Annotated in this window: 21 protein-coding genes and 1 pseudogene; 14 read left to right on the forward strand and 8 right to left on the reverse strand. The window is 63.4% G+C overall.

The features are described 5' to 3' along the window. The first annotated feature begins 652 nt into the window (after positions 1 to 652). The 3 genes and pseudogenes from QZY03_RS17520 (at position 653) to QZY03_RS17525 (ending at position 4,460) form a co-directional block, all read left to right on the forward strand. The gene (locus QZY03_RS17520) at positions 653 to 3,025 is read left to right on the forward strand and encodes a PilC/PilY family type IV pilus protein (protein ID WP_295583310.1); all 2,373 of its coding nucleotides are present in this window, start codon (positions 653 to 655) and stop codon (positions 3,023 to 3,025) included. Further along, positions 3,019 to 3,264: pseudogene (locus QZY03_RS32180) on the forward strand (hypothetical protein); the annotation flags it as partial. The gene QZY03_RS17520 and the pseudogene QZY03_RS32180, both read left to right, overlap by 7 nt. Positions 3,265 to 3,392: 128 nt before the next feature. Then, positions 3,393 to 4,460: a PilC/PilY family type IV pilus protein gene (locus tag QZY03_RS17525; protein ID WP_295583312.1), complete on the forward strand. Its 1,068-nt coding sequence runs from the start codon at positions 3,393 to 3,395 to the stop codon at positions 4,458 to 4,460. Positions 4,461 to 4,562: 102 nt separating this feature from the next. On the opposite strand, the gene QZY03_RS17530 is transcribed toward QZY03_RS17525, so the two are convergent. Next, positions 4,563 to 5,324, reverse strand: coding sequence for a PEP-CTERM sorting domain-containing protein (locus tag QZY03_RS17530; protein WP_295583314.1), 762 nt, complete (start codon positions 5,322 to 5,324; stop codon positions 4,563 to 4,565). Between the two features lie 538 nt (positions 5,325 to 5,862). Between QZY03_RS17530 and folE2 the strand changes: the two genes are divergently transcribed. Next, entirely contained in the window at positions 5,863 to 6,705 is an 843-nt protein-coding gene (gene folE2 / locus QZY03_RS17535) for a GTP cyclohydrolase FolE2 (protein WP_295583315.1), read from the forward strand. 324 nt (positions 6,706 to 7,029) lie between these two features. Here folE2 and QZY03_RS17540 read toward each other — a convergent pair whose 3' ends face one another. From QZY03_RS17540 to QZY03_RS17555, 4 genes are all read right to left on the reverse strand, one after another. Next, the gene (locus QZY03_RS17540; protein ID WP_295583317.1) at positions 7,030 to 7,557 is read right to left on the reverse strand and encodes a DM13 domain-containing protein; all 528 of its coding nucleotides are present in this window, start codon (positions 7,555 to 7,557) and stop codon (positions 7,030 to 7,032) included. A gap of 7 nt (positions 7,558 to 7,564) precedes the next feature. Further along, entirely contained in the window at positions 7,565 to 8,965 is a 1,401-nt protein-coding gene (locus tag QZY03_RS17545; protein ID WP_295583319.1) for an NAD(P)(+) transhydrogenase (Re/Si-specific) subunit beta, read from the reverse strand. Between the two features lie 15 nt (positions 8,966 to 8,980). Beyond that, positions 8,981 to 9,268: a proton-translocating transhydrogenase family protein gene (locus QZY03_RS17550; protein WP_020508084.1), complete on the reverse strand. Its 288-nt coding sequence runs from the start codon at positions 9,266 to 9,268 to the stop codon at positions 8,981 to 8,983. A 66-nt stretch (positions 9,269 to 9,334) separates the two neighbouring features. Beyond that, on the reverse strand, positions 9,335 to 10,423 hold the full coding sequence (locus QZY03_RS17555; protein ID WP_295583322.1) for a Re/Si-specific NAD(P)(+) transhydrogenase subunit alpha: 1,089 nt from the start codon (positions 10,421 to 10,423) through the stop codon (positions 9,335 to 9,337). Positions 10,424 to 10,642: 219 nt separating this feature from the next. On the opposite strand from QZY03_RS17555, the gene QZY03_RS17560 reads away from it, so the two are divergent. Next, positions 10,643 to 11,107, forward strand: a complete 465-nt coding sequence (locus QZY03_RS17560) for a hypothetical protein (RefSeq protein WP_295583324.1) — start codon at positions 10,643 to 10,645, stop codon at positions 11,105 to 11,107. Between the two features lie 96 nt (positions 11,108 to 11,203). On the opposite strand, the gene QZY03_RS17565 is transcribed toward QZY03_RS17560, so the two are convergent. Further along, positions 11,204 to 11,437 carry a HypC/HybG/HupF family hydrogenase formation chaperone gene (locus tag QZY03_RS17565; RefSeq protein ID WP_295583326.1) on the reverse strand — a complete coding sequence of 78 codons (234 nt, stop codon included), beginning with the start codon at positions 11,435 to 11,437 and terminating at the stop codon, positions 11,204 to 11,206. A 113-nt stretch (positions 11,438 to 11,550) separates the two neighbouring features. Here QZY03_RS17565 and QZY03_RS17570 point away from each other — a divergent pair, with 113 nt between their 5' ends. From QZY03_RS17570 to QZY03_RS17595, 6 genes are all read left to right on the forward strand, one after another. After that, the gene (locus QZY03_RS17570) at positions 11,551 to 12,033 is read left to right on the forward strand and encodes a hydrogenase maturation protease (protein ID WP_295583328.1); all 483 of its coding nucleotides are present in this window, start codon (positions 11,551 to 11,553) and stop codon (positions 12,031 to 12,033) included. A gap of 283 nt (positions 12,034 to 12,316) precedes the next feature. Next, on the forward strand, positions 12,317 to 12,757 hold the full coding sequence (locus QZY03_RS17575) for a hydrogenase expression/formation C-terminal domain-containing protein (protein ID WP_295583330.1): 441 nt from the start codon (positions 12,317 to 12,319) through the stop codon (positions 12,755 to 12,757). Between the two features lie 21 nt (positions 12,758 to 12,778). Next, a complete protein-coding gene (locus tag QZY03_RS17580) occupies positions 12,779 to 13,879 on the forward strand; it encodes a hydrogenase small subunit (RefSeq protein ID WP_295583332.1) in 1,101 nt (366 codons plus the stop codon). Then, positions 13,876 to 14,547, forward strand: a complete 672-nt coding sequence (locus QZY03_RS17585; RefSeq protein WP_295583334.1) for a hypothetical protein — start codon at positions 13,876 to 13,878, stop codon at positions 14,545 to 14,547. Before QZY03_RS17580 ends, QZY03_RS17585 begins: the two co-directional genes overlap by 4 nt. Then, positions 14,544 to 15,854, forward strand: a complete 1,311-nt coding sequence (locus tag QZY03_RS17590) for a (Fe-S)-binding protein (RefSeq protein ID WP_295583336.1) — start codon at positions 14,544 to 14,546, stop codon at positions 15,852 to 15,854. The genes QZY03_RS17585 and QZY03_RS17590 overlap by 4 nt, the downstream gene beginning before the upstream one ends. Further along, positions 15,851 to 17,581, forward strand: a complete 1,731-nt coding sequence (locus QZY03_RS17595; RefSeq protein WP_295583337.1) for a nickel-dependent hydrogenase large subunit — start codon at positions 15,851 to 15,853, stop codon at positions 17,579 to 17,581. The genes QZY03_RS17590 and QZY03_RS17595 overlap by 4 nt, the downstream gene beginning before the upstream one ends. Before the next feature lie 270 nt (positions 17,582 to 17,851). Here QZY03_RS17595 and pgl read toward each other — a convergent pair whose 3' ends face one another. Further along, positions 17,852 to 18,574, reverse strand: a complete 723-nt coding sequence (gene pgl / locus QZY03_RS17600) for a 6-phosphogluconolactonase (RefSeq protein WP_295583339.1) — start codon at positions 18,572 to 18,574, stop codon at positions 17,852 to 17,854. Positions 18,575 to 18,639: 65 nt separating this feature from the next. Between pgl and QZY03_RS17605 the strand changes: the two genes are divergently transcribed. The 3 genes from QZY03_RS17605 (at position 18,640) to QZY03_RS17615 (ending at position 21,577) form a co-directional block, all read left to right on the forward strand. Further along, positions 18,640 to 19,704 carry a response regulator gene (locus QZY03_RS17605; protein WP_295583341.1) on the forward strand — a complete coding sequence of 355 codons (1,065 nt, stop codon included), beginning with the start codon at positions 18,640 to 18,642 and terminating at the stop codon, positions 19,702 to 19,704. An 83-nt stretch (positions 19,705 to 19,787) separates the two neighbouring features. Further along, a complete protein-coding gene (locus tag QZY03_RS17610) occupies positions 19,788 to 20,135 on the forward strand; it encodes a TusE/DsrC/DsvC family sulfur relay protein (RefSeq protein WP_295583343.1) in 348 nt (115 codons plus the stop codon). Between the two features lie 467 nt (positions 20,136 to 20,602). Continuing rightward, positions 20,603 to 21,577, forward strand: coding sequence for a serine hydrolase (locus QZY03_RS17615; RefSeq protein WP_295583345.1), 975 nt, complete (start codon positions 20,603 to 20,605; stop codon positions 21,575 to 21,577). 3 nt (positions 21,578 to 21,580) lie between these two features. Here the strand turns inward: QZY03_RS17615 and QZY03_RS17620 are convergent, their stop codons facing one another. Then, on the reverse strand, positions 21,581 to 21,928 hold the full coding sequence (locus tag QZY03_RS17620; RefSeq protein WP_295583347.1) for a hypothetical protein: 348 nt from the start codon (positions 21,926 to 21,928) through the stop codon (positions 21,581 to 21,583). Between the last annotated feature and the right edge of the window lie 309 nt (positions 21,929 to 22,237).

A 22,237-nucleotide genomic window follows, 5' to 3' on the forward strand; every position in this document is an offset into this window, starting at 1 on the left:
CACTTGGACATTGGGCAAATCTCGCAATAGCTCTATTGCTTGTCTGAGTGGCTCGTTGTTGGAGTCCATGATGACCTTCAAAACCTCGTAAGATGCTGAAATATAAGTATATCATAACCTACTGAGATCCCGAAGAGCCTTCATGCAAGTCCGCGCGCGCGATACCGCAACCGCACCGCCGCGGTCTGACCAGGTGGCGCGCCACCCTGCTCTGTCTCATCGCGGTCTGGGCCGGAAGTGCCGCCCCGGCCGACCTGCTCGATATCGCCAGTGCGCCGGTGTTCTTGCTGTCCGGCGCGGCGCCGAATCTGATTCTGACGATCGATGATTCGAAGAGCATGAATAAGGCATCTCTGCCGGAAGGGATCTGGGGACCGGATTCGGTTGACGGCATTACCCACCCGCAACTCGATGCGCGCGATCTCTCGTCTTTGACCAATCGACATACGACCCGGCACAGACCTATCTGCCGCCGCTGAACGCAGACGGCACCAGTCGCGATCACGCCGTATTCATTAGAGCGCTCGTGGATGCGTTTCACGATCAGACCGGCTGTACACTCGACCTCTCGAAACGCTATGCCGCGATCTGGAGTCTCGGGAAAACCGGGGATGGGGCTTGTGACGACCTATCGGCCGCAACCGTAGCCGTTATGAACAAGAACAATTCATACGCCGCTGACGTGGGAGACCCCCAATACGAAAAATTTCTAAAGACAGCGACCCCCAATTCGACACCGATTCAGCTCGGCCGGGAATGGGCCTGGCGCTGCATGGTCGGTAGCCCTGGCAATTCCGGAAATGCCGGCAATGCCGGTAACGCAAATAGCTCCAACAACGCAAGCATCTGCAAAGCGGTCTATTACCGACTTGACAATAGCAAGAGTGAATGTAAGAACCTGAACCCGGAAACTATCAAAGCTGTCGATTTCCCGATCGACTGCCTGGAGCGGGTCGTTGTCGGTACCGGCCCTGACTTTGGGGAAATCCGCAACCGAAAGAACGATGATGTCACTCGCACGGTTCTTGCCGAACGCGAGGACCGGCTCAAGAACCGCGACGGCACCGTTCCCAGCGCAACCGCGTTGGCGGAGCGGAACTTTGCCAATTGGTTCAGTTACTACCGGACGCGATTTCTGACCCTGAAAACCGTGTTGAGCCGGGTTTTCAATGACCTCCCGCCGACTGTGCGATTCGGCTATCAGAACCTCTCCGTCGAAGGCTCCTATCTCCCCGGCGAGGTCGCGTTTATTAGCCTCGCAGACACCTTCGCTCCTTACGCGGATAATCGGAAAACATTCTTCGACTGGCTCTTCGACAGTCGTGCACAGTCAACAACCTACTTGGTGAGCGCGGCGGCCCGGGTGCACGAGTTTTGCGCGACCCCGCAGGTCTATGTTGAACAGCCAATGAGCGAAGGCGGAGAACTCATCCAATCCGAAGACGTGATCGTTAACCCGCTGCGCGGCTGCCGTAACAACTTTCATGTGATTTTCACCGACGGTTTTTGGGAAGATACCATATGGGTACCATCGGCCAGAGGCAGCGCTTTTACTGGCCTCAAGCCCCCGAAAGCGGAGAACGACCCACACCTCTGGCTAGGTAATAATGACGCGACGAAGAAGGATCTCCCGCCGGATTCCGCTTCTGCCGCGGCCTCAGGGCTCGCATCGGAAACATACGACCCCGACCAGGACTATGCCAGAATCTTTGCGGACCAGAACATCGGCATGCTCGCCGACGTGGTGTTCGCGTCATGGATCACCGATCTGCGCCCGGACGAACCGGCCGCTGAGCATCGCGTTCCGACCCTGATCCGGGTTCCCAAGGGCAGTACCGATACGCCGGAGGACTATTTCTGGAATCCAGCCAACGATCCAGCGGACTGGCAGCACATCACCACGTACACCATCGGGCTCGGAGTCGCCGGCAATGTGAGCTATCCGGAGGGTACCTGGACTTCAGATAGTAACCCCTGTGAGAAACCAGATGATGAGGAATGCAAAAACATCTCGATTGACGGGTTTCCCGGAGCCTGGAATGCAATCGGCGGCACAGCCACGTCACCCAATGCGAACCTGATTCCCGCGGCCGTCAAGATCGACGACACCTGGCACGCCGGGATCAACGGCCGAGGCGACTACCTGAACGCGGGGGATGCCGCGGCACTCGCCGCGGCCTTCAGCAACGTACTGGATGCGGTCAGCACACTCGCGAAAGACAGTTCAGCCGCCGCGGTCGCAGTCAACACCGGAACCACGGCAAGCCAGGACATTATTTATCAGGCCAGGCTCAACGCCACGGGTTGGAGCGGCGATATCCGCTCCTACCAGGTCTCTGCCGGCAAAGGCAAGGACCCCTGCCCCACGCTGGACATTCGTCCCGGACAACTGTGCCAGGATCCTTCCAGGGGACAGTATTATCAGTCAGCGGCGCAGGCCATGCGGGATCTGGTGCCTGACGACCGACGCATCTTCACCACCGCCAACGGGGCTGGAACAGCCTTCAGGTGGGACAATTTGACGAACACCCAACAACTCGACTTCCTCACGGGCGCCGGATTCAGCGGCACGAATCCCGCACGGGCCAGCCAGGCGCAGATCGACGAGGCCAAAGCGCGCCTGGCCTACGTGGCGGGTGACCGGACCTATGAGGACGATGGGGAGACCTACCGGTTCCGCACACGCGCCCTCCTTTCGCCTTCTTGCACCGAGCCTCCCGGCTGTACCAACCTGCTTGGTGATTTCATCAATGCCGCGCCAGTCATCGTTGGGGCGCCGGCCTTTGACTACAACGCACCGGGATATCAAAGTGCCGTCGGTACGAACGCCACCAGCTTCATGCAAGCACATGCGAAGCGCACCCCGCTGATCTATGCCGGCGCCAATGACGGCATGCTGCACGCATTCGATGCCGCCACCTTGGAGGAGTCCTTTGCCTTCGTGCCGCCGGTTCTGATGGGGCTGACCGGCGTCACCGGCGCCCAGATCCAGCGGCCGGGCAGGGCGAGTGGCACACGGTGTTGATCGGCGCTCTGGGTTTGGGCGCGCAAGGACTGTACAGCCTGGACGTGACGACTGTCCCAGCAGCCACGGCCGCCGTCAGCACCTTTGCGGACGCGCTGTCTCACTGGCAGTTCATTGACCGGGACGAGACGGTAACCACCGGCAATGGGGCCGCCGCAGCGACGAGGGTCATCAAGGGAGATCCGGACCTCGGCTACATCTTCGGGCGCCCGGCCATTGTCCGCGTGCGCGGTGCGCTGGTCGGACGCACCGACCCCACCTGGGTCGCCATCATCGGCAACGGCTACAACAGCACCGAGGATGACGGCAGCCGCAACGCCGGCTGCGATGACACCACCCCGGATGTCGACGAAAGCGACGCGTCCGCTTGCGGTCAGGCCGTACCTATGTCATCGCGATCGAGACCGGAGAGGTGGTCAAGAAGTTTTCGACCGGTGTCGGACGCAATGATGACCCCCTGCACATCACCGATGTCGGCAACCGACGTTCGAATGCCCTGGGTCAGGCCACCATCGTCGCCGACTCACTGCACACGGATGGCGACCCGCTCGCCGACTTCGCTTATGCTGCAGACCTGTTTGGTCATGTCTACCGCTTCGACCTGAGAGGCTCCAGCACCAAAGAGATCAGCACGATCTTCTCCGCTGTTGGGTCTACGACCGGAACAACGGCAGGGAGCCCCCAGCCGATCACGTCTCCGGTCGCCGTCGCCCGTCACCCGCTCGGTCTAGGAATGCTCGTATTGTTCGGGACCGGAAAATACCTCGAAATCGGCGACGGCGGTGATCGGCAGGTCCAAAGCTTCTACGCGATCTGGGATACCGGCTCAGACGATCCAGTGGAGGTCCCTCGTACCGCACTGTTGCGGCAAGCCTTCGCGGAAACCAACATCGTTATGACAGCCGGGGAAGAGGAATCGGCAGCGGAGGTCACGCGCGGCCGGACCAGTACGGCAGAGCTGATCGATTGGTCCAAACAACTGGGCTGGTACATCGACTTCGACATCGAAAAGGAAACCGGCACCAATCTCAACAAGGGTGAAAGGGTCGTAAACGAACCCATGGTGCAGGGCGGGCGGGTGGACTTTGTCAGCCTCGTTCCCGAAAACAACCCCTGCGCCAACGGCGGCTATAGCTGGATCAATTCATTGGATGTGCGCAATGGCAGCCGCCTCGGGTTGACGCCCTTTGACTACAACCTTGATGGGGCGAACGGCGAGGCCGACCTGCTGGCGACCAAGGACGGCACACGGGTGGTGGGTACCAGCGTGCGTCTCACACCCGGCGGGCAGAACACAGGCATCTACTCCTCGCCCTCAAGCTTTGGTGACGGGGCCGGTCGGATCACCACGGTGGTCTCCACCTCGGAGGGGGATCTGGCGCTGATCAACGCGGCCGATGTCCTGGGTTGGCGGGTCTGGCAACAACTGCGCTAAGAGTGGGCCCCGTGTCTATACGCGTCAACGCGATAACCGGGTGTAGGGGCGGATCTAGATCCGCCCCCACACCAAGGCGTGTGTGGTTATCGGGTGCGAAGGCTATAACGACCGGCGCTGACGCAGCCCCAACGCGGCAAGGCCAATACCTAAGAGCGCAAGCGTCCCCGGAACGGGAACCACGGGGCCCTCAGAACCCCAGATCTCGACCGTGAAAGACGCATATTGCAAGTCAGGGCGCCCCTCTTCTCCAGTCGCCCCACGCGCATTCCAGTACGACTCAAAAAGCCGAATATTGATACTCTCGTTGGTTGCGAGCTCAACGAGCGGACCATAGCTTGCGGTAAAATCAACCGGGGTTTGGCGTGTATCCCCATCCGAGGTATTGAACCAAGTCGCATCCTCAGCGTATCCAGAGAACACGTTGTACGCGTCCGCATCGCCGCCCACACTGATCTCGACCATCGCCTCGCTGAGGGCGGTGGAAAAAGCAGCGGTCGCCCACTCCCAGGCGGGAGCGGCCCCGGTGCCCTGGGATGTGGGGATTGGATCACCCGTAGACCAATCATCCAAGCCAGTGCCGACCAGGCCGGTGGCCTTCAGCACGATTTTTTCCAAGACGAAAGGTGTCCCGTCATTAGTCCAAGTCAGGGTGCTGTTGAAGGTCTCATCCGCACCGGTGCCCCAACTGAAAAGGGTCCCGGTCAGCGGCGGCACCGGACCTGAACGGGTCACCGTCGTGCTATAACCCCAGCCCGGTTCAGGGCCTTTCTGGCCGCATCCCGAGCCATCCACGTTCGGACAAGTCTCCGCAAACAGATTGTAGGCGGCGTTGTCTGAACCCCAGGTGAAGGTATCGAGCAAAACCGCCGCCGCGGGGCCGGCACCCAAGCCCAGCCAAAGCGCCGCGACACTCACTGAGAGTTGCCGGGTGCCGCAGCAGCCAATGTGACAATTCGCAGCTTCAAGCACGGACATAATTCAACTCCCGAGTGCGCAAGATGGTCATTTGTTTGTGGGCAGGTCGGACTTAACGTTTGAAAATACACCATGCAAGATCCAGGCATTAAACTAAAAAATTATATTCTTCATAGGCATACATCGTCCATGGAAAAAATAGCGGACGACGCATCCCCTGGGTGTAAAAAAACCTGACATCGACTCGAGTGGACAGACAGAGCAGCTCGAAGCCTGCCCGACCAACCCTTACCCCTAGGCCAAACCCGCCTGGTGAAATTTGCGTCGCCCACGCGGCGCCCCGATAATCGACGGTTGGCAATCGGCAGACGTAGTGGATGCTTCAACCCCAGCCGCGTCATCGCGCGACCCACGGTTGTCTTGTGAGACCGAGACACCCAACTTACTCCAGTGCGAGCCATCATCTTACGCCGAGAACGTCTGCATGCAGCAATCGACCGAACCCAAGGGTGCCACCTGCACCATCGCCGACGTCCAGGGGAGCGCGGACACCCGCCGCATCGCCATCGATAAGGTCGGCATCAAGGATATCCGCCACCCGGTCCGTGTCAAGGATCGCGGCGGGGTGGAACAGCACACGGTGGCCACCTTCAACATGTACGTGTACCTGCCGCACAACTTCAAAGGCACACACATGTCGCGTTTCGTGCAGGTGTTGAACAGCCAGGAGCGGGAACTGAGCGTCGACTCCTTCAAGGATATGCTCAAGGACATGTCGTGTCGGCTGGAGTCCGCGGCCGGGCATATCGAGATGCGCTTCCCCTTCTTCGTCAACAAGCGCGCCCCGGTCAGCGGCGTGGAAAGCCTGCTGGACTATGAGGTGACCTTTATCGGCGAGGTCCGCGACGGCGAACCCAGCCTGGCGATCAAGGTGCTGGTGCCGGTGACCAGCCTGTGCCCCTGCTCCAAGGAGATTTCGGCCTACGGCGCCCACAACCAGCGCTCTCATGTCACGGTGCAGGTCCGCACCCAGGGGTTCATCTGGATCGAGGAGATCATCGATCTGGTCGAGCGCGAGGCCTCCGCGGAACTGTACGGCCTGCTCAAGCGGCCGGACGAGAAGTTCGTGACCGAGCGCGCCTACAACAACCCAAAGTTCGTCGAGGACATGGTGCGTGATGTCGCCACCCGACTCAACGAGGACGACCGGATCGCGGCCTATGTGGTGGAAGCGGAGAACTTCGAGTCGATCCACAACCACTCCGCCTATGCCCTGATCGAGCGCGACAAGGAGGCTGAGGCGCGGATTGCAGAGGCTTCGCTGTGAGTAGGGGCGACTTCAGTCGCCCCTCCACCTCGGTAGATACTTTCCCGGAAATCGCTTAGGGTACACAACGAAAACAATCGGTGACCCGCAGGGGCCTTGATCGTAATCCCGGCCGGCGGTATGCGTAGTCAGGGCTTCCAGCCCTGACAGTGTCAGGCCAGGATGGCCTGACTACGCACCCGGCGCGCCCAAGTGGCCGGAACGACGATCAAGGCCCCCGCAGGGCAGCCATGATCGCCGTGCCGGCAATGCGATCAGCAGGATTTATCAATTCTTCAGCCCCATAGCCTCGGCAGCCTCGACAGCAGCCGGCCGGAGCGAAGATCAGGACCCCGGATTCAACTCCGCCGGTGAAATCAGACTGTTGAACTGCTCACACCAGATCACGACCGACCCGTAGTCGCCGACGTCCACCCCGACCGGCACCGGATAGCTCTGCCGGCCGCTGAATGCAGCGAGCGGGCCGAGATCCACGAACATGGTCTCTTCCACCCGGGTATCCGGGTCGATGCCCCGTTGGGGCACCAGATAGACGTGATATTTCGGCCCCGGGCTGACCGCGAAGTCGTCTTCCAGGTGCACCCGATTCGCATAGACACGCACGGCCCCGCTGCCGTAGTGCATCCGATCCGCCGGGTCCGCGTGAGCGAAACGGCCGGTGGCCTTGATCTCGCCACCGCCGCTGATGATGACCTGGCCGCCCCGCTCCCCCGCGGACCAATAAGGGAAGGCGAAATAGCCCGCGGCAAAGCCGCCGGCGCCGCCCAAGACGGCGCCGGCCAGCAGCCCGACGAGCAGGTAGCGCACCGGGACACTCACGGGCTCCGGCCGCCGCGCAACAGCGCGGGTCACCGTGCGGTCAATGGCCGGAGCCCTTGAGCGCACTCGCCATCCCCTCGATCGTGTCTTTGGCATCGCCGAAGACCAGCGAGGTATTATCTTTGTAGAAGAGCAGGTTATCGACGCCGGAATAGCCTGGACGCATGGAACGCTTGAGGAAGTAAACCTGTCGCGCCTTCCCGGCCTGCAGGATCGGCATGCCGTAGATGGGGCTCGACTTGTCTTCCTCGGCCGCGGGGTTCACCACGTCGTTGGCCCCGACCACCAGGGCCACATCCGCGGTGGGGAACTCCGAGTTGATCTCATCCATTTCGAGCACGCGCTCGTATGGGATGTCGGCCTCGGCCAGCAGCACGTTCATGTGGCCCGGCATGCGCCCGGCGACCGGGTGGATGGCGAACTTGACATCGACGCCGCGCGCCACCAGCAGTTCCATGAGTTCCTTCAGGGCATGCTGGGCCTGAGCGGCCGCCATCCCGTAGCCGGGGATGATGATGACTTTCGCCGCATCCTCCATCCAGTAGACGACGTCCTCGACCGACGCCGACTTGACACCGCGCTGCGCGGCCAGAGCCCCGGCGCCGGTATCCGTTTCATCCCCTGAGCCAAAGCCGCCGAACACCACATTGATGATCGAGCGATTCATCCCCTTGCACATGATGTAGGAGAGGATGGCACCGGAGAAGCCGACCAGGGCACCGACGATGATCAGCAGGTTATTGTGCAGGGTGAAGCCGGTCGCCGCCGCCGCCCAGCCCGAGTAGCTGTTGAGCATGGAGATGACCACCGGCATGTCGGCCCCGCCGATCGGGATGATCAGCGTGACGCCCAAAGCGAAGGCAATCAGCGTCATCAAGCTCAGTGAGAGCACACTGCCGGTCATGGCGAAGTGCGCCGCGAAGCCGATGGTGGCAAGGGCCATGGCGGCGTTCAGGGCGTGCTGCCCGGTGAATTTCACGGGGCTGCCGCTGATCAGCCCCTGCAGCTTGCCGAAGGCGATCACGGAGCCGGTAAAGGTGATGGCGCCGATCACGATACCGGCGGACAGCTCACCCATCATGACCGCATCCGGGTGCGCGGTGATGATGAAGGTACCGATGGCCACCAGCACCGCCGCCAGACCGACAAAGCTATGGAGCGCCGCCACCAGTTGCGGCATGGCCGCCATCTGGATGCGCATGGCGAGGATGGTGCCGATCACCGCACCGCCCGCCACCCCGGCGATGATGAACCCGTAGGAGGTCACCTCCTGTCCGAGCAGGGTCGCGGCGACCGCGATGACCATGCCGATCATGCCGTAGAAATTACCGCGGCGCGCCGAGGCGGGATGCGTCAGGCTCTTGAGGGCGAAAATAAAGAGGATGGCCGAGACCAGATAGGCCAGGGCCTGCTCGTGTGCAGACAGACTAAAGTGCAGCATGGCTGATCGCTCTCCCTACTTCTTTTTCTTTTGGAACATGGAGAGCATACGGTGAGTCACCAGGAAGCCTCCGAAGACGTTGATGGACGCCAGGAGGACCGCCAGGAACCCGAGCAGCTCGGCGGCAAGGCCCGCCCGCTCGGCTCCCGCGACCAACAGCGCCCCGACGATCACGATGCCGGAGATGGCGTTAGTGAGGGCCATCAATGGGGTGTGCAGCGAGGGCGTGACGCCCCAGATCACGTAATAGCCGATGAAGCAGGCAAGGACGAAAACATAAAGCGCGACGATCGGGTCTGACATAGGCGGATTTCCGTAGGGCGCGCGGACGCGCCGTTGATGGTAACGATTCGGCCGTTGGCGTTTTTTCTACGACACGAGCATGGCTTTGGTGATGTCATCCGCCATCAGGTCCTTGAGGACCGGCCCTTGATCCGACCGTTCGACCATGATCTCGATCAGGTTCGCAAGGTTCCTGGCGTAGAAGGCGCTGGCATCGGACGCGACCATTGACGGGTAATTGGTGTACCCCACGATGAGCACCCCATGGCGCTCGACCACCTCATCCGGGACCGTCAGCGGACAGTTGCCGCCGTTCGCCGCCGCCAGATCCACGATCACCGACCCCGGGCGCAGCCGCTGGACCAGATCTTCAGTCACCAGCACCGGGGCCGGACGACAGGGAATGAGCGCGGTGGTGATGATGACATGGGCCTTGGCCAATTGGTCGGCCAGGGCCGCCTGCTGGCGCGCCTTGGCCTCGGCGGAGAGTTCCTTGGCGTAGCCGCCCTCCCCGGCCCCGCTCTCGCCCAAGTCCAGATCGATCGGTTTGGCCCCGAGCGACTGGATCTGTTCGCGGGTCTCCGGCCGCACGTCGTAAGCCAGCACCTCGGCCCCCAGGCGGCGGGCGGTGGCGATCGCCTGCAACCCGGCCACCCCGGCACCCAGCACCACCAGGCGGGCGGGCTTGGCCGAGCCGGCGGAGGTCATCATCATGGGGAAGAAGCGGCCGAACCGGGCCGCCGCTTCGATCACGGCCCGATAGCCGGCGATGTTGGCCTGCGAGGACAGGGCGTCCATCGACTGGGCACGGGAGGTCCGGGGCATCCGCTCCATGCCCAGCACCCGCACCCCCTTGGCCAGCATCGCGGCCACGATGGCATCCTCGCCGCAGCTTTCCAGCAGGCCGATGAACAGACCGCCGGGACGCATCGCGGCCACATCGCCGCCGTCCGGACGACGGACCTTGAGCAGCAAATCGACATCGTAGGCCCCGGCGCGATCCGTCAAGACCGCACCCGCCGCCGCATAGTCAGCGTCCGGATAGCCGGCGCGCACCCCCGCGCCGGCCTCCACCATCAGTTCGAACCCTTTGCTCTTTAGTTTTTTGACGATCTCGGGAGTGGACGCGACCCGCGCCTCCCCGAGCCGTGTCTCCGCTGGGATACCGATTCTCATTCTTCTCTCACCCTCCTCACAACGGCGCGCCGCCCGGAGGCGACAATGCTCAGTATTATCCGGTTACCAGTGTCCGGTGGCAACCAGGTGACGCAGGTCATTGCCAAGCCCATCGGAATTTGCTTATATTCAGATCACTGAACCGGAGCAAGGGTCGTACCCTTCAGCGGACGCCCGCCGGCGCGCACTTTTATCCACCTTCACGGAGCTGTCATTACCGTGGCGAAGATCACCAGCGATCACGCTCTGCGCGATGCCCTCAACGGGCTCAACCCCGAACAGCAACGGCTGCTGGGCGGTCACTTCGCCCGGAGTGTCGCACGCCTCGTCACGGCCGAGCGCGTGCACCGCGCAATCGCAACCGCCTTGCGTGAGGATTGCACCCCGGAGGAACTGGACGACGCCTACCGGGCCGCCAAGGCCCATGTGACCAACACCTACACCGATTGCGGCAAAGAGACCGACTGGCTGGCCCAGGCCGACCACTTCGCGGCCGCCGCCGTTGCCGCTGCCCTGGCACCCGAGACCCTGATCACCGAACGGCAGAACCGCGCCTGGAAGGCCGCGGTTCAGGCCCGCATGGCGATCAACTGCGCCATGATGGAGTCCTCCGATGAACTGGGCGATGCGACCGAGGCGCAACGTCAGTACGCCATCGCCGACGCGTTTCTTGGCCGCGCCTGAATGACATCGCGCTCGCCCGCGGCCAAGTGCCTGATACAAATCCACCAAGTCAGGCGCTGTCGGGCTGTCGGGCTGTCGGGCCGGCGGGCGGGGGCGCTAGGCCGCCTCGTCCACGCTCAGCATTTGGTCGTAGACCTCCCAGGCGGCGGCCGCGTCCTGCGCACTGACGCGCTCCGTCGCGTATCCCAGGTGGACGACAACATAGTCACCGACGGCCGGCGGCTCGTGTTGCAGCATGAACAGACTGACCTCCCGCTCCACGCCTTTGGCGGTGCAGCAGGCCAGGAAGCCGTCAATCGACAGGATCTGCATCGGGATGCCAAGACACACGGTCGCTATCACTCCGGATCATTTAGACTCAGGTCACAGGCTAAACGCTGGCGCCGCACCAAGCAAGGTATGCTGCACTCGACCGCTTTCCACACAGGACCGACCTGGCGACCATGCAAACTTTGATTCTTGGACTCGGCAACGTCTTACTGGCCGACGAGGCCGTCGGCGCCGCCGTCATCAGGCGTCTGGAGTCCGAAGCGGACCCGGCCGCGCCGCTGCGCTTCCTCGACGGGGGAACCCTGAGCTTCACGCTGGCGGTTCCCATCGCGGAGTGCCCACGCCTGATCGTGATCGACGCCGCTGCCATGGGCGATGCCGCGGGCAGCGTCCGGGTCTTCGAAGGCGAGGCAATGGACCGGCAGTTACGCTGCCATGCCAAGAGCGTCCACGAGGTCAGCCTGGCCGACCTGCTGGATATCGCGCGCCTGACCGACAGCCTGCCTGCGCGACGCGCCCTGATCGGCATCGAGCCGGCCCTGATCGACTGGAGTGATGAACTGACCCCGGCGGTCGCGGCGGCGGTGCCGGTCGCGCTGGAGCGGGTACGGGAGTTGCTCGCGCGCTGGGACGCCGCCGACGGCCCGACGGCCTGAGCCTGGCGGCCTCGATCGTAATCCCGGCCAGCGACATGCGTAGTCAGGGCTTCCAGCCCTGACGGTGTCAGGCCAAGATGGCCTGACTACGCACCCGGCGAGTCCAATCGGCCGGAATCTTGATCGACGCCAGTCGGCGCGAATCGCGACGAGATCGCTTGAGGGGTCTATACTTCTGTTTTAGTATTTCGGTTATCGCTAAAATGCTAAACTTAGAATCTGTCGCAACCCGCCGCCGGCGCGTTGTTGCCGGAACCTCCTCACGCCCTGCCGAGGACGCATCATGCCCGCGTTATCCAGCATCCCAGTAAGAGTCCAGACGATGCCCTGCGGCACCACCGACTGCGGCAATGCCGTCCCCATCCTGCATGAGGTCCGCCATGCACTGGAGCGCCTGATCGCCACCGGCGAAGGCACTCAGATCGATCTCAATGCCATCCCCTTCGGCCCGGAGGACGAGGCGCACCTGCTCGCCGTCCTGGGGGTTGGTGAGGTGCGGGCGACGATCGATGCCCTGGGTCCGACCCACGTCCAGGAAACGGCAATTCCAGGCGTATGGCTCATCGATTACCGAATCACGGAGGATCAGCGGCTGGCCCTGCATCTGGATATCGGCGACATTCCCGAGATCCTGCGCACCCAGCGCCAAGACCTCGACACCGCCCTGACCACCCTGGACGCCCGCCTCACCAGCGCCCAGGACAGAGCACCGTTCGAGTACTGATTAACCGCTTGAGAAAGGCCCATGACCGCCAAGAAACACAGTGTCGGCGAGCACCTGCGTGACCAGGGTGTCTCCCGCCGAGCGTTCCTGAAGTTCTGCACCGCGTCGGCGTCCCTGATGGCCTTGCCGCCCGGCCTGATCCCGGCCATGGCCGCCGCGCTGGAGCAAGCCCGGCGGCCGAGCGTGATCTGGCTGTCGTTCCAGGAATGTACCGGCTGCACCGAGTCCCTGACGCGCAGTCATGCCCCGACGGTCGAGGATCTGATCCTGGAAATGATCTCACTCGACTATCACCACACGCTCCAGGCCGCCGCGGGGGAGGCTGCCGAGGCGGCCCGCGAACAGGCCATGAAGGACAACTTCGGCAATTACCTGCTGATCGTCGACGGCTCACTGCCGGGGCCGGATGCCAACCCCGGCTATTCGACCATCGCCGGAGTCAGCAACTACGCGATGCTGATGGAGGCCGTCGAGGGGGCGGCAGCGGTGATCGCGGTCGGCACCTGCGCTGCCTTCGGCGGCTTGCCCGAGGCGGCCCCCAACCCCACGGGTGCGGTGGCGGTCATGGATTTGATCAAGGATAAGCCGCTGGTGAATGTCTCCGGCTGCCCGCCGGTGCCGATGGTCATCAGCGGCGTGCTCGCCCACTATCTCGCCTTCGGGCGCCTGCCAGAACTCGACGAATACCATCGTCCGCTCGCCTTTTTCGGCCAGTCGATCCACGATCGCTGCTACCGTCGGCCCTTCTATGACAAAGGGCTGTTCGCCGAGACCTTCGACGACGAGGGCGCCCGCGCCGGTTGGTGCCTGTACCGGCTCGGCTGCAAAGGACCCAGTACCTACAATGCCTGTGCCACGATGCGCTGGAACGCGGGCACCAGTTGGCCGATCGAGGCCGGACACCCCTGCCTGGGCTGTTCGGAGCCGCGATTCTGGGACGCCGGGAGTTTCTATGCGCCGCTGTCCGTCCCCACCGACCTCTCCAGCACCCAGGTGCTCACGGCCGGCGCGGCCGGCGCCCTGGTCGGCGGCACGGTCGCAACCCTGGCGCGGCGCACGGTCGAGACCGCGGCGGCAAGCCGTCAGCCCGTCACCGCCGACGAACTGGAGCAGACACTATGACCGCCCTCACCGACCCCATGGGCTTTCTGCTGTTCACCAAGGGCCCACTGTTCAACATCGCCATCGCCATCTTCGCGCTCGGCCTGCTCGCGCGCCTCGCCGAGATCCTGCTCCTCGGCCGACGGCCGAATTTCGCGGAGCCGCGCGCCGGTGAATGGCTACCGGGCCTGCGGACGGTCGTCACCCGCACCCTGCCGGACCCCGGCACCTTCAAGCGTGCGCCCTTCAATGTGGTCACGGGGCTGATCTGGCACATCGGCTTTCTCGTCGCCCTGCTGCTCTTCATCCCCCACATTGAACTGATCAAGGGTCTGTTCGGCGTCTCCTGGCCGGGACTGCCCAACCCCTTCGTGGATTTGGTGACGGCCGTGACCCTGGTCGCGCTGGCGGCGACCCTCGTGCATCGGCTGAACCATCCGGTGAAGAAGCGCCTCAGCACGGTCGAGGATTATCTGGTCTGGACGGTCACTTTTCTGGTCGTCCTGACCGGTTATCTGGCGTATAACCGGCTGATCAACCCTTATCCGCTGGCGCTGGGGCTGCATATCCTGAGCGCCGAGCTGTTCCTGATCATCCTGCCCTTCACCAAGCTCACCCACATCTTTACCGCGTTCATCGCGCGTTGGTACAACGGGGCCAGCTTTGGCCGCCGGGGAGTCCAGTCATGAGCCCCATCGTCAATCCGGCCGTGAATCCGGAGGCAACCACGTTCAACCTCGAGCGCGGCCTGGCCGCCTTCCGCGCAGAGATCGACGGACCAGTCGCGGCCTTCTTTTCCAGTTGTGTGCACTGCGGGATCTGCGCCCAATCCTGTCCCTTCTATCTGGAGACCGGCGATCCCAAGTACACACCGATCCTCAAGCTGGAACCGCTGCGCCTGGTCTGGGAATCCGAATTCACCCTGTGGGGCAAGATCAAGGGCGCCCTCGGCCTGCAACGCAAGGTCACGGACGCCATGCTGGCCGAGTGGGAGGAACTGATCTACGACTCCTGCTCGATGTGCGGACGCTGCTCCATGGTGTGCCCGGTCGGCAACGACATCCAGGCGATGGTGCGCAAGTCACGTGAGGGCATGGTCGCCGCCGGCCATGCGCCCGAGGGTCTGGCCGGTGCCGCGGTCCGGGCGGTCAAGACCGGCAGCCCGATGGGGTTGCAGTGGAAGACCCTGCAGGTCCAGATCGAGCATGTCCAAACCAGCTCGGGCCTGACCGTACCGGTAGACCAACCCGGGGTCGACTATCTGGTGATGCTCTCCTCGATGGAGGTCATCAACTTCCCCGAGTACCTGGAGGCGATCACCAAGATCTTCGATCACGCCGGCGTCACCTGGACCCTGAGCACCCAATGCTTCGAGGCGACCAACGCCGGCATCCAGATCGGCAACAAGGACATCGCGGCCCTGCTGGTGGAGCGGGTGGTGGACGCGGCGGTCAAACTCGGGGTCAAGAACGTCATCAGCCCGGAATGCGGCCACGCCTATACCGCCATCCGCTGGGAGGGGCCGAACCTGATCGGCCGGCGCTATCCGTTCCGGGTCTTCCACATCATCGAGGTCCTGGACCAACTACGCGCACAGGGTCGGATCACCACCGAAGGCAAAGAACTGGACCGGCTGTCCCTGCACGATCCCTGCAACCTGGCGCGCAAGAGCGGCGTCATTCAGCAGCAGCGCAACCTGATGGACCTGGTGGCCGATCAGTTCGTCGAACTGCCGGAGCACGGGCGCTTCCAGTGGTGCTGCGGCGCGGGCGGCGGGGTGAGCTCCAATGAACGCGCGGAGCCCCTCAAGCTGGCCGCCTTCAAACGCAAGAAAGCCCAGATCGAGGCGGTGGAACCCGAGCGGATGGTGACCATGTGCGCCACCTGCCGCACCCAACTCGAAGAAGGTCTGGAGCACTTCAACATGGATATCCCGGTGGTGGGCCTGACCGAGCTGATCGCCGACCATCTGGTCGATAAAGAGGAACCGGCATGAGCGAACGCGTCGTTGTTGACCCGATTACCCGCATCGAAGGCCATCTGCGTATCGAGGCCGAGATGGATGGCGACCGCATCGCCCGGGCCTACTCGTCCGGGACCATGGTGCGCGGTATCGAGACCATCCTCCTCAACCGCGACCCGCGCGACGCCTGGGCCTTCGCCCAGCGCATCTGCGGGGTCTGCACCCTGGTGCATGGTCTGGCGTCGGCGCGCTCAGTAGAGGACGCGCTCGACATCAGTCTGCCGCCCAATGCGCAACTGATCCGCAACCTGATGATCGGCGCCCAGTATGTGCACGATCATGTGATGCATTTCTATCATCTGCACGCGCTGGATTGGGTGGATGTCGTCAGCGCCTTGAGCGCCGACCCCAAGGCCACCGCGGAATTGGCGCAATCCTTGAGCAGTTGGTCCAAGGCGTCGCCGGGTTACTTCGCGGATACTCAAAAGCGCCTCAAAGGCTTCGTGGAATCCGGCCAACTCGGCATTTTCGCCAACGGCTACTGGGGCCACCCGGCCTACAAGCTGCCGCCCGAGGCCAACCTGATGGCCGTGGCACACTACCTGGAGGCCTTGGCCTGGCAACGCGACGCGGCCCGCCTGCACGCCATTTTCGGCGGCAAGAACCCCCATCCGAACGTGGTGGTGGGCGGCGTCGCATCGCCCATTGACCTCGAATCGGACTCGGCACTCAATGCCAAAAAGCTCGCCGAGGTGCAGCGCGTCATCACATCGATGCAGCAATTCGTCGACCAGGTCTATGTGCCGGACACCCTGGCCATTGCCGGTTTTTACAAGGACTGGTTCCAGCGCGGCGAAGGTCTCGGCAATTTCATGTGCTACGGCGACCTGCCGGCCACCGGGTCCATGGACCCGGCGACCTACCTGTTCCCGCGCGGGGTCATCCTCAACCGTGACCTGACCACCATCTATGACGTGGACCTGCACGACGCTGCCCAGATTCAGGAGTTCGTTTCACACTCCTGGTACGACTACAGCGCCGGCAAGCAGACCGGATTACACCCCTATGCCGGCCAGACCACGCTAGACTACGACGGACGCGGTGGGGTCAAACCGCCCTACACGCAACTGGCGGTCGATGACGGTTACTCCTGGCTCAAGGCCCCCCGCTGGCAGGGCCATGCAGTCGAGGTCGGCCCGCTGGCGCGGGTGCTGCTCCTCTATGCCAAGAACCATGCCCAGACCAGGGAACTGGTCGATTCGACTTTGTCCAAGCTCGACCTGCCGGTCAGCGCCCTGTTCTCCACCCTGGGACGCACGGCCGCGCGGACCCTGGAGACCAAGATCGTGGTCGATCAGATGCAGGGCTGGTATGACCAGTTGATCGCCAACATCCGATCCGGCGACATCAGCACCTTCAACGCCTCGCGCTGGGATCCGTCCACCTGGCCCAACGAGGCCCGCGGTGCCGGCTTCATGGAAGCCCCGCGGGGGGCGCTCGGGCACTGGATCGTGATCAAAGACGGGCGCATCGCCAACTATCAGGCGGTGGTGCCCTCCACCTGGAACGCGGGGCCGCGTGACCCGGATGATCAGGCGGGAGCCTACGAGGCGGCGCTCCAGGACAACCACCAGTTGGCGGATGTGAAGCGGCCGGTGGAGATCCTGCGCACCATCCACTCCTTCGACCCCTGCATCGCCTGCGCGGTCCACCTGTCGGATCCGCAAACCGGGGAGCGGCTGGAGATCAAGGTGACCTGAGGGGGGCCGACGGCCCCGTAGGAGCGGCCTCCGGCCGCGATGAGCCGCGCGGGCCTCGATCAAGATGGCGACCACTTGGACTCGCCGGGTGCGTAGTCAGGCCATCCTGGCCTGACACCGTCAGGGCTGGAAGCCCTGACTACGCATGCCGCCGGCAGGGATTACGATCAAGACCACCGCGCGGGATCTCCCGCATCAGAACTCACCCGGCCCCCATCGCGGCCGGAGGCCGCTCTCACTGGGGGACTGTCCTGTCACGGGTACGGGGTCTCAAGGCGGCGCGGCGCCCTCCGCGGCACGGTCCATCAGGACCAGCGCCGCACCCGATGCGGCGACGCGAGCTACCGGCGAATCGGCTCCGGCGCGCCAGGCCGCGAGCGCAGCGGCCTTGTCGGCACCAGTCACCAGGACTAACATCGCGCGCGCCGCGGATAGCGCCTTCGGAGTCAGCGACACCCGTTTCGGTGGCGGCTTAGGCGCATCCAGCACCGGGATCACGAGCGGACCATCAGGAACCGGGCGCCCAGGAAACAGGCTCGCGGTATGCCCATCCTCGCCCATCCCCAGCAACACGAGGTCGAACGGAAGGCGCACCGCGGCCGATTTCCCGGTCGCCGATCCGGACAGCGTCCGCTGATAGCTCAGCGCGGCGGCAACTGGACCCTGCTCCGCCGACATCGGGTAGATGTTCTTCGGTGGGATCGGCACCTGATCCAGGAAGGCCTGCCTGGCGGCCACGCTGTTACGCTCCGGATGATCAGGCGGCAGACACCGCTCGTCACCGAAAAAGATGGACCAGCGGTCCCATTGCGCGGGTTTGCCAACGAGCAAGGTGTACGCCATGATGGGGGTACGGCCGCCCGCCAGGACCAGGAGAAACCGCCCTCGCGCGGCGACCGCCTGCTCGGCCGCGGCCAGTATGTGCTCGGCGGTCGCCGCGGCCACGTCCGCGCTGGTTGCGAGCGACTGAAAACGTACGGATCCTGCTGGCATGGCGCTTTTCTCCGACCTTCATTACACTTCCCGGGCGTTTCCTGCCCGGCCCGCTATTGGCGATCATGGACCCAATGAAAATCCTGTTGGTCGACGACTCCAAATCCGCTCGCTACGCGTTGCGGCTCCAGTTGCAGCGTCACGGCGTCGAGGTCGACACCGCGGAATCCGCGGAGGCCGCCCTAGAGATCCTGAAGGGCGATCTGCCCGACGCCGTCCTGATGGATCACATGATGCCTGGGCTCAGCGGCTTCGAGGCACTCGAGATCATCCGCGCGGATGCGCGCACCGCGCATCTTCCGGTGGTGATCTGTACTTCACACGAGGACCCTGAATTCGCCGCCGCCGCCCAACGCAAGGGCGTCGTTGCGATTCTACCCAAGTCGGTCGCCCCGGAGAAACTCCCGGCGGTCCTGGCGCAGTTGAAAACCGTGTTGGATGGGTCCGCAACCCAGCCCCAGGACGAATCCAGATCGATTCCCGCGAGCACGCTCACACCGACCGCGGCCCCCGACTGGCAGCGGCAGATCGAGCTGCGCCTCTCGGGGCTCGTCGACGAGCGACTCGAGGCCCGGCTGTCAAACCTGATCGCACCGCTGCTCGCGGACCTCAATCGAGACCTGCGTGAACGCCTGCTGGCCGAGGCGCAACAACTGATCGCGGCGCAGATCGCCGAGACCCGCGCGGCGCTCGAGGCACCGCTGGCAACTGAACGGGAGGCAACCCGGGCAAGGTTCGAGGCGATCACCGGCGAGTTGGAGTCTACGGCCGGCCGACTGGTCGCGGAGACCCTGCCCGATCTGGTCAAAGTCGAGATCGAAAGCGAGCGCGGTGCGATCATGAACCTGGTCGATCAATACGTGCGGGAGTTCTCCCCCCCGACCCCGGTCGTACCGGGCACCGCCGGTCACTCCGCCCCACTTGATGGCGAGTTGATAGCCCGCATCCAGGAGATCGCCAAACGCGAGGCCAATGCGGCAGCGACGGCGACGCTGGAGCACTGCCAACAGATGACCGACGGCCTAGAGCAACGGGTGCGAACCGGCCACGGCCTGCTCTACCTGGCCATCCTGGGGGCGGCACTACTCGGAGTCCTGGCCGCATTACTCGTGTACGTTATCGTGCGCTGAGCCGTGCGGCTCGTTCAGCGAACCGGCGCTACAGATGCCGGCGTCCATTTAATCAGTCGGAGGTAACGAACGTGTTTCAGAGCATGAGCGAGTTCATGAATCCAGGTGCGACCACCCCGGACCCGGAGTTCCCGCAGGCACCATCGGACTGGACCCGTGCCGGTGCCACGGCCGCGGCTCAGACCGACGGGATCACGCTGAGCGAAGACCACTGGCGCGCGATCAAGGCCCTGCAAGGCTATTTTGCCACCCATGAGCGCCCCAACATGCGCGAACTGCACGACGCCTTGGACGAGGCATTCCACGCCAAAGGCGGTCTCAAGTATCTCTACACGCTGCTACCGGGCGGCCCGGTGGCCCAGGGATGTCGTTTCGCCGGCTTACCGGCCCCGGCCGGCGCGGCGGACAAGTCATTCGGCAGCGTTCAATAGTCGAGCACCGGACGACGGCCTTGATCTAAGGCGAACGACCATGGAAAGAACATCAAACCACCCCGGACGATGAAAATCCCCCGTGGGAGCGGCGGCCCGCCGCGATGCGGTGCCGCGGTGACCTCGAACGTTGCGGCTGCGCGCCCAGCCCCGTCGCGGCGGGACGCCGCTCCCACCGGGTCGCTGCGCGACTTTCACAATAACGTATTGGACTCCAGTCGGCCGGCGCCACGGCCGACCGGAACTGTGACCAAGGCCGGCATTTTGTACAAGGCTACTTGAACAACAAATCAGATACCGCTGACTTACTTAGATTTTCCTTGCTCGCGCCCCCTTGTTTTCAGTACCACATCCGCCTATGCTTTCAGGGAAATGCCCCGACAGGGGTTGGTGCCTGAGTGGGCCGGCAGGTTGCCAGCCCCGGGCGTCGGCCCCGGCAATCAAGTCACTACTGGGAGAATCTGAGGATGTACGACCAACCGCGCGACAGCGATCATCCGGACCTGTTCAACCAGCACTTCTTTGTCAATCGGCGCGGGTTCCTGGAGGGATTGGCCGCGCTCTCGGCCGGCCTGCTGTGCGGAACCCCGAGCTTCGCAAAGGCCGGCTTCTTTGGTCAGGACACGCCCCAGCGCCAGGACGCACTCCAGCGGCAGGTCGCGGATTTGGTGCAGCGGCTCAAGGCCCAGGGTCAGATCAGCGAGAACGAAAAAACCGCCTGGTCGGTCTACGACTTCTCCGCCGGCAAGAAACTGGTGGCGATCAACGAGGACGCCCCGCGCCAGGCGGCGAGCATGATCAAACCATTCGTCGCCCAGGCGTTTTTCTTTCAGGTGAAAAACTCGCGAGGACGCGTGCGCTACACCGAGGATATTCGCGACACCATGGAGCGTTCGATCCGGCGCAGCAGCAACCCAGCCACCAACGAACTCATCGAACTGGTCAGCCGCAATCAGTCGCAACGCGGACCCAAAGACGTGGAGACCGTGCTCAAGACCAATGCGCCGCAGGTGTTCGTGCAGACGCGGGTCGTCGAGAAGATCCCCGCCGGCGGCAAGACCTATCGCAACCTCGCCTCGGCCCACGACTACAGCCGGTTTCTGATCGCACTCTGGGAGGACCGCCTCCCCTACAGCCAGGAACTCCGGGCGCTGATGGCGCTGCCGAATCATGACCGCATCTGCCAGGGTGTCGCGTCCATGCCCTCCTCGGTGCGCGTCTACGACAAGACCGGCTCGACCTCGCAACTCTGCGGCAACATGGGCATCATTGAGGCCCAGACGCTGTTTGGCCGACGCGTCCCCTACGCCTTCGTCGGAATCATCGAGCGCTCGAGCAGCGCCAAGAACTACGGAACCTGGATCACCCAGCGCAGCAATGCCATCCGCGCCGTGTCCAATCTGGTCTATCTGGACATGAAGGACCGTTACCGGCTGGCGTGATTGTCAGCTCCCTGGATCACCGTAGAACACGTAATTGGTCGAGTAGTCGCTGATCTCGAAATAGACCTTGCGTTCGCCCGGGTCCTGCTGGCCGTTCTGGTTCAGATCCAGCACGCCGTAGCCGAAGCGGTAAGGCCGCGCACCGCCGCCCTGGGTGGCGCCGGCCGTGGTGAGTTTGTCCACCTTGATGAAACGCCGCACGAGCTTCTCGCCCGCGTAGACCTCCAACACGCCGTCGACCCCGGTCCAGTTCTGGATGGAACGGCCAATCGTATTCTGGGTCTCCTGGGTGCACCCGGCAGTGAGCAGGGTCGTGAGCAGCAGACTGGTCAGGGTTCTGTTCCGGTTCATGGGTACACACCTCTGAGTAACGAATAAAGCACAAATTAAACACGAACACAATCGTTGTCGTGTCGTCATCGGAGAATCCGGAACTCACTTTAACACGCGAATGTGACATACAACGCCGGGCCAGCCCTGAAGCATAAACCAGTCGCCGGCTGACATCGTGCGGCGTCACAGCAGTTCCAAATTTGGGTGGCCGCCGCCAACAGCGTGTCGGCAGCGAGGCCGATGGTGGATGCGCTGCGCTTATCCACCCTACGAAACCGGCTCCGTTGTAGGGTGGATAAGGCGCGCCGCTCGGTCTCGGGGACTCGG

Origin of the sequence: uncultured Lamprocystis sp. (genome assembly GCF_903933125.1) — a bacterium.
Lineage (GTDB): Bacteria > Pseudomonadota > Gammaproteobacteria > Chromatiales > Chromatiaceae > Thiodictyon.

What these genes read in the sequence shown, in the direction of transcription:
- QZY03_RS17520 (WP_295583310.1), top strand. Translation starts at nt 653, where the DNA reads ATGAACAAGAACAATTCATACGCCGCTGACGTGGGAGACCCCCAATAC.
- folE2 (WP_295583315.1), top strand. Translation starts at nt 5,863, where the DNA reads ATGCAGCAATCGACCGAACCCAAGGGTGCCACCTGCACCATCGCCGAC.
- QZY03_RS17545 (WP_295583319.1), bottom strand. Translation starts at nt 8,965, where the DNA reads ATGCTGCACTTTAGTCTGTCTGCACACGAGCAGGCCCTGGCCTATCTG.
- QZY03_RS17550 (WP_020508084.1), bottom strand. Translation starts at nt 9,268, where the DNA reads ATGTCAGACCCGATCGTCGCGCTTTATGTTTTCGTCCTTGCCTGCTTC.
- QZY03_RS17555 (WP_295583322.1), bottom strand. Translation starts at nt 10,423, where the DNA reads ATGAGAATCGGTATCCCAGCGGAGACACGGCTCGGGGAGGCGCGGGTC.
- QZY03_RS17570 (WP_295583328.1), top strand. Translation starts at nt 11,551, where the DNA reads ATGCAAACTTTGATTCTTGGACTCGGCAACGTCTTACTGGCCGACGAG.
- QZY03_RS17575 (WP_295583330.1), top strand. Translation starts at nt 12,317, where the DNA reads ATGCCCGCGTTATCCAGCATCCCAGTAAGAGTCCAGACGATGCCCTGC.
- QZY03_RS17580 (WP_295583332.1), top strand. Translation starts at nt 12,779, where the DNA reads ATGACCGCCAAGAAACACAGTGTCGGCGAGCACCTGCGTGACCAGGGT.
- QZY03_RS17585 (WP_295583334.1), top strand. Translation starts at nt 13,876, where the DNA reads ATGACCGCCCTCACCGACCCCATGGGCTTTCTGCTGTTCACCAAGGGC.
- QZY03_RS17590 (WP_295583336.1), top strand. Translation starts at nt 14,544, where the DNA reads ATGAGCCCCATCGTCAATCCGGCCGTGAATCCGGAGGCAACCACGTTC.
- QZY03_RS17595 (WP_295583337.1), top strand. Translation starts at nt 15,851, where the DNA reads ATGAGCGAACGCGTCGTTGTTGACCCGATTACCCGCATCGAAGGCCAT.
- pgl (WP_295583339.1), bottom strand. Translation starts at nt 18,574, where the DNA reads ATGCCAGCAGGATCCGTACGTTTTCAGTCGCTCGCAACCAGCGCGGAC.
- QZY03_RS17605 (WP_295583341.1), top strand. Translation starts at nt 18,640, where the DNA reads ATGGACCCAATGAAAATCCTGTTGGTCGACGACTCCAAATCCGCTCGC.
- QZY03_RS17610 (WP_295583343.1), top strand. Translation starts at nt 19,788, where the DNA reads ATGAGCGAGTTCATGAATCCAGGTGCGACCACCCCGGACCCGGAGTTC.
- QZY03_RS17615 (WP_295583345.1), top strand. Translation starts at nt 20,603, where the DNA reads ATGTACGACCAACCGCGCGACAGCGATCATCCGGACCTGTTCAACCAG.
- QZY03_RS17620 (WP_295583347.1), bottom strand. Translation starts at nt 21,928, where the DNA reads ATGAACCGGAACAGAACCCTGACCAGTCTGCTGCTCACGACCCTGCTC.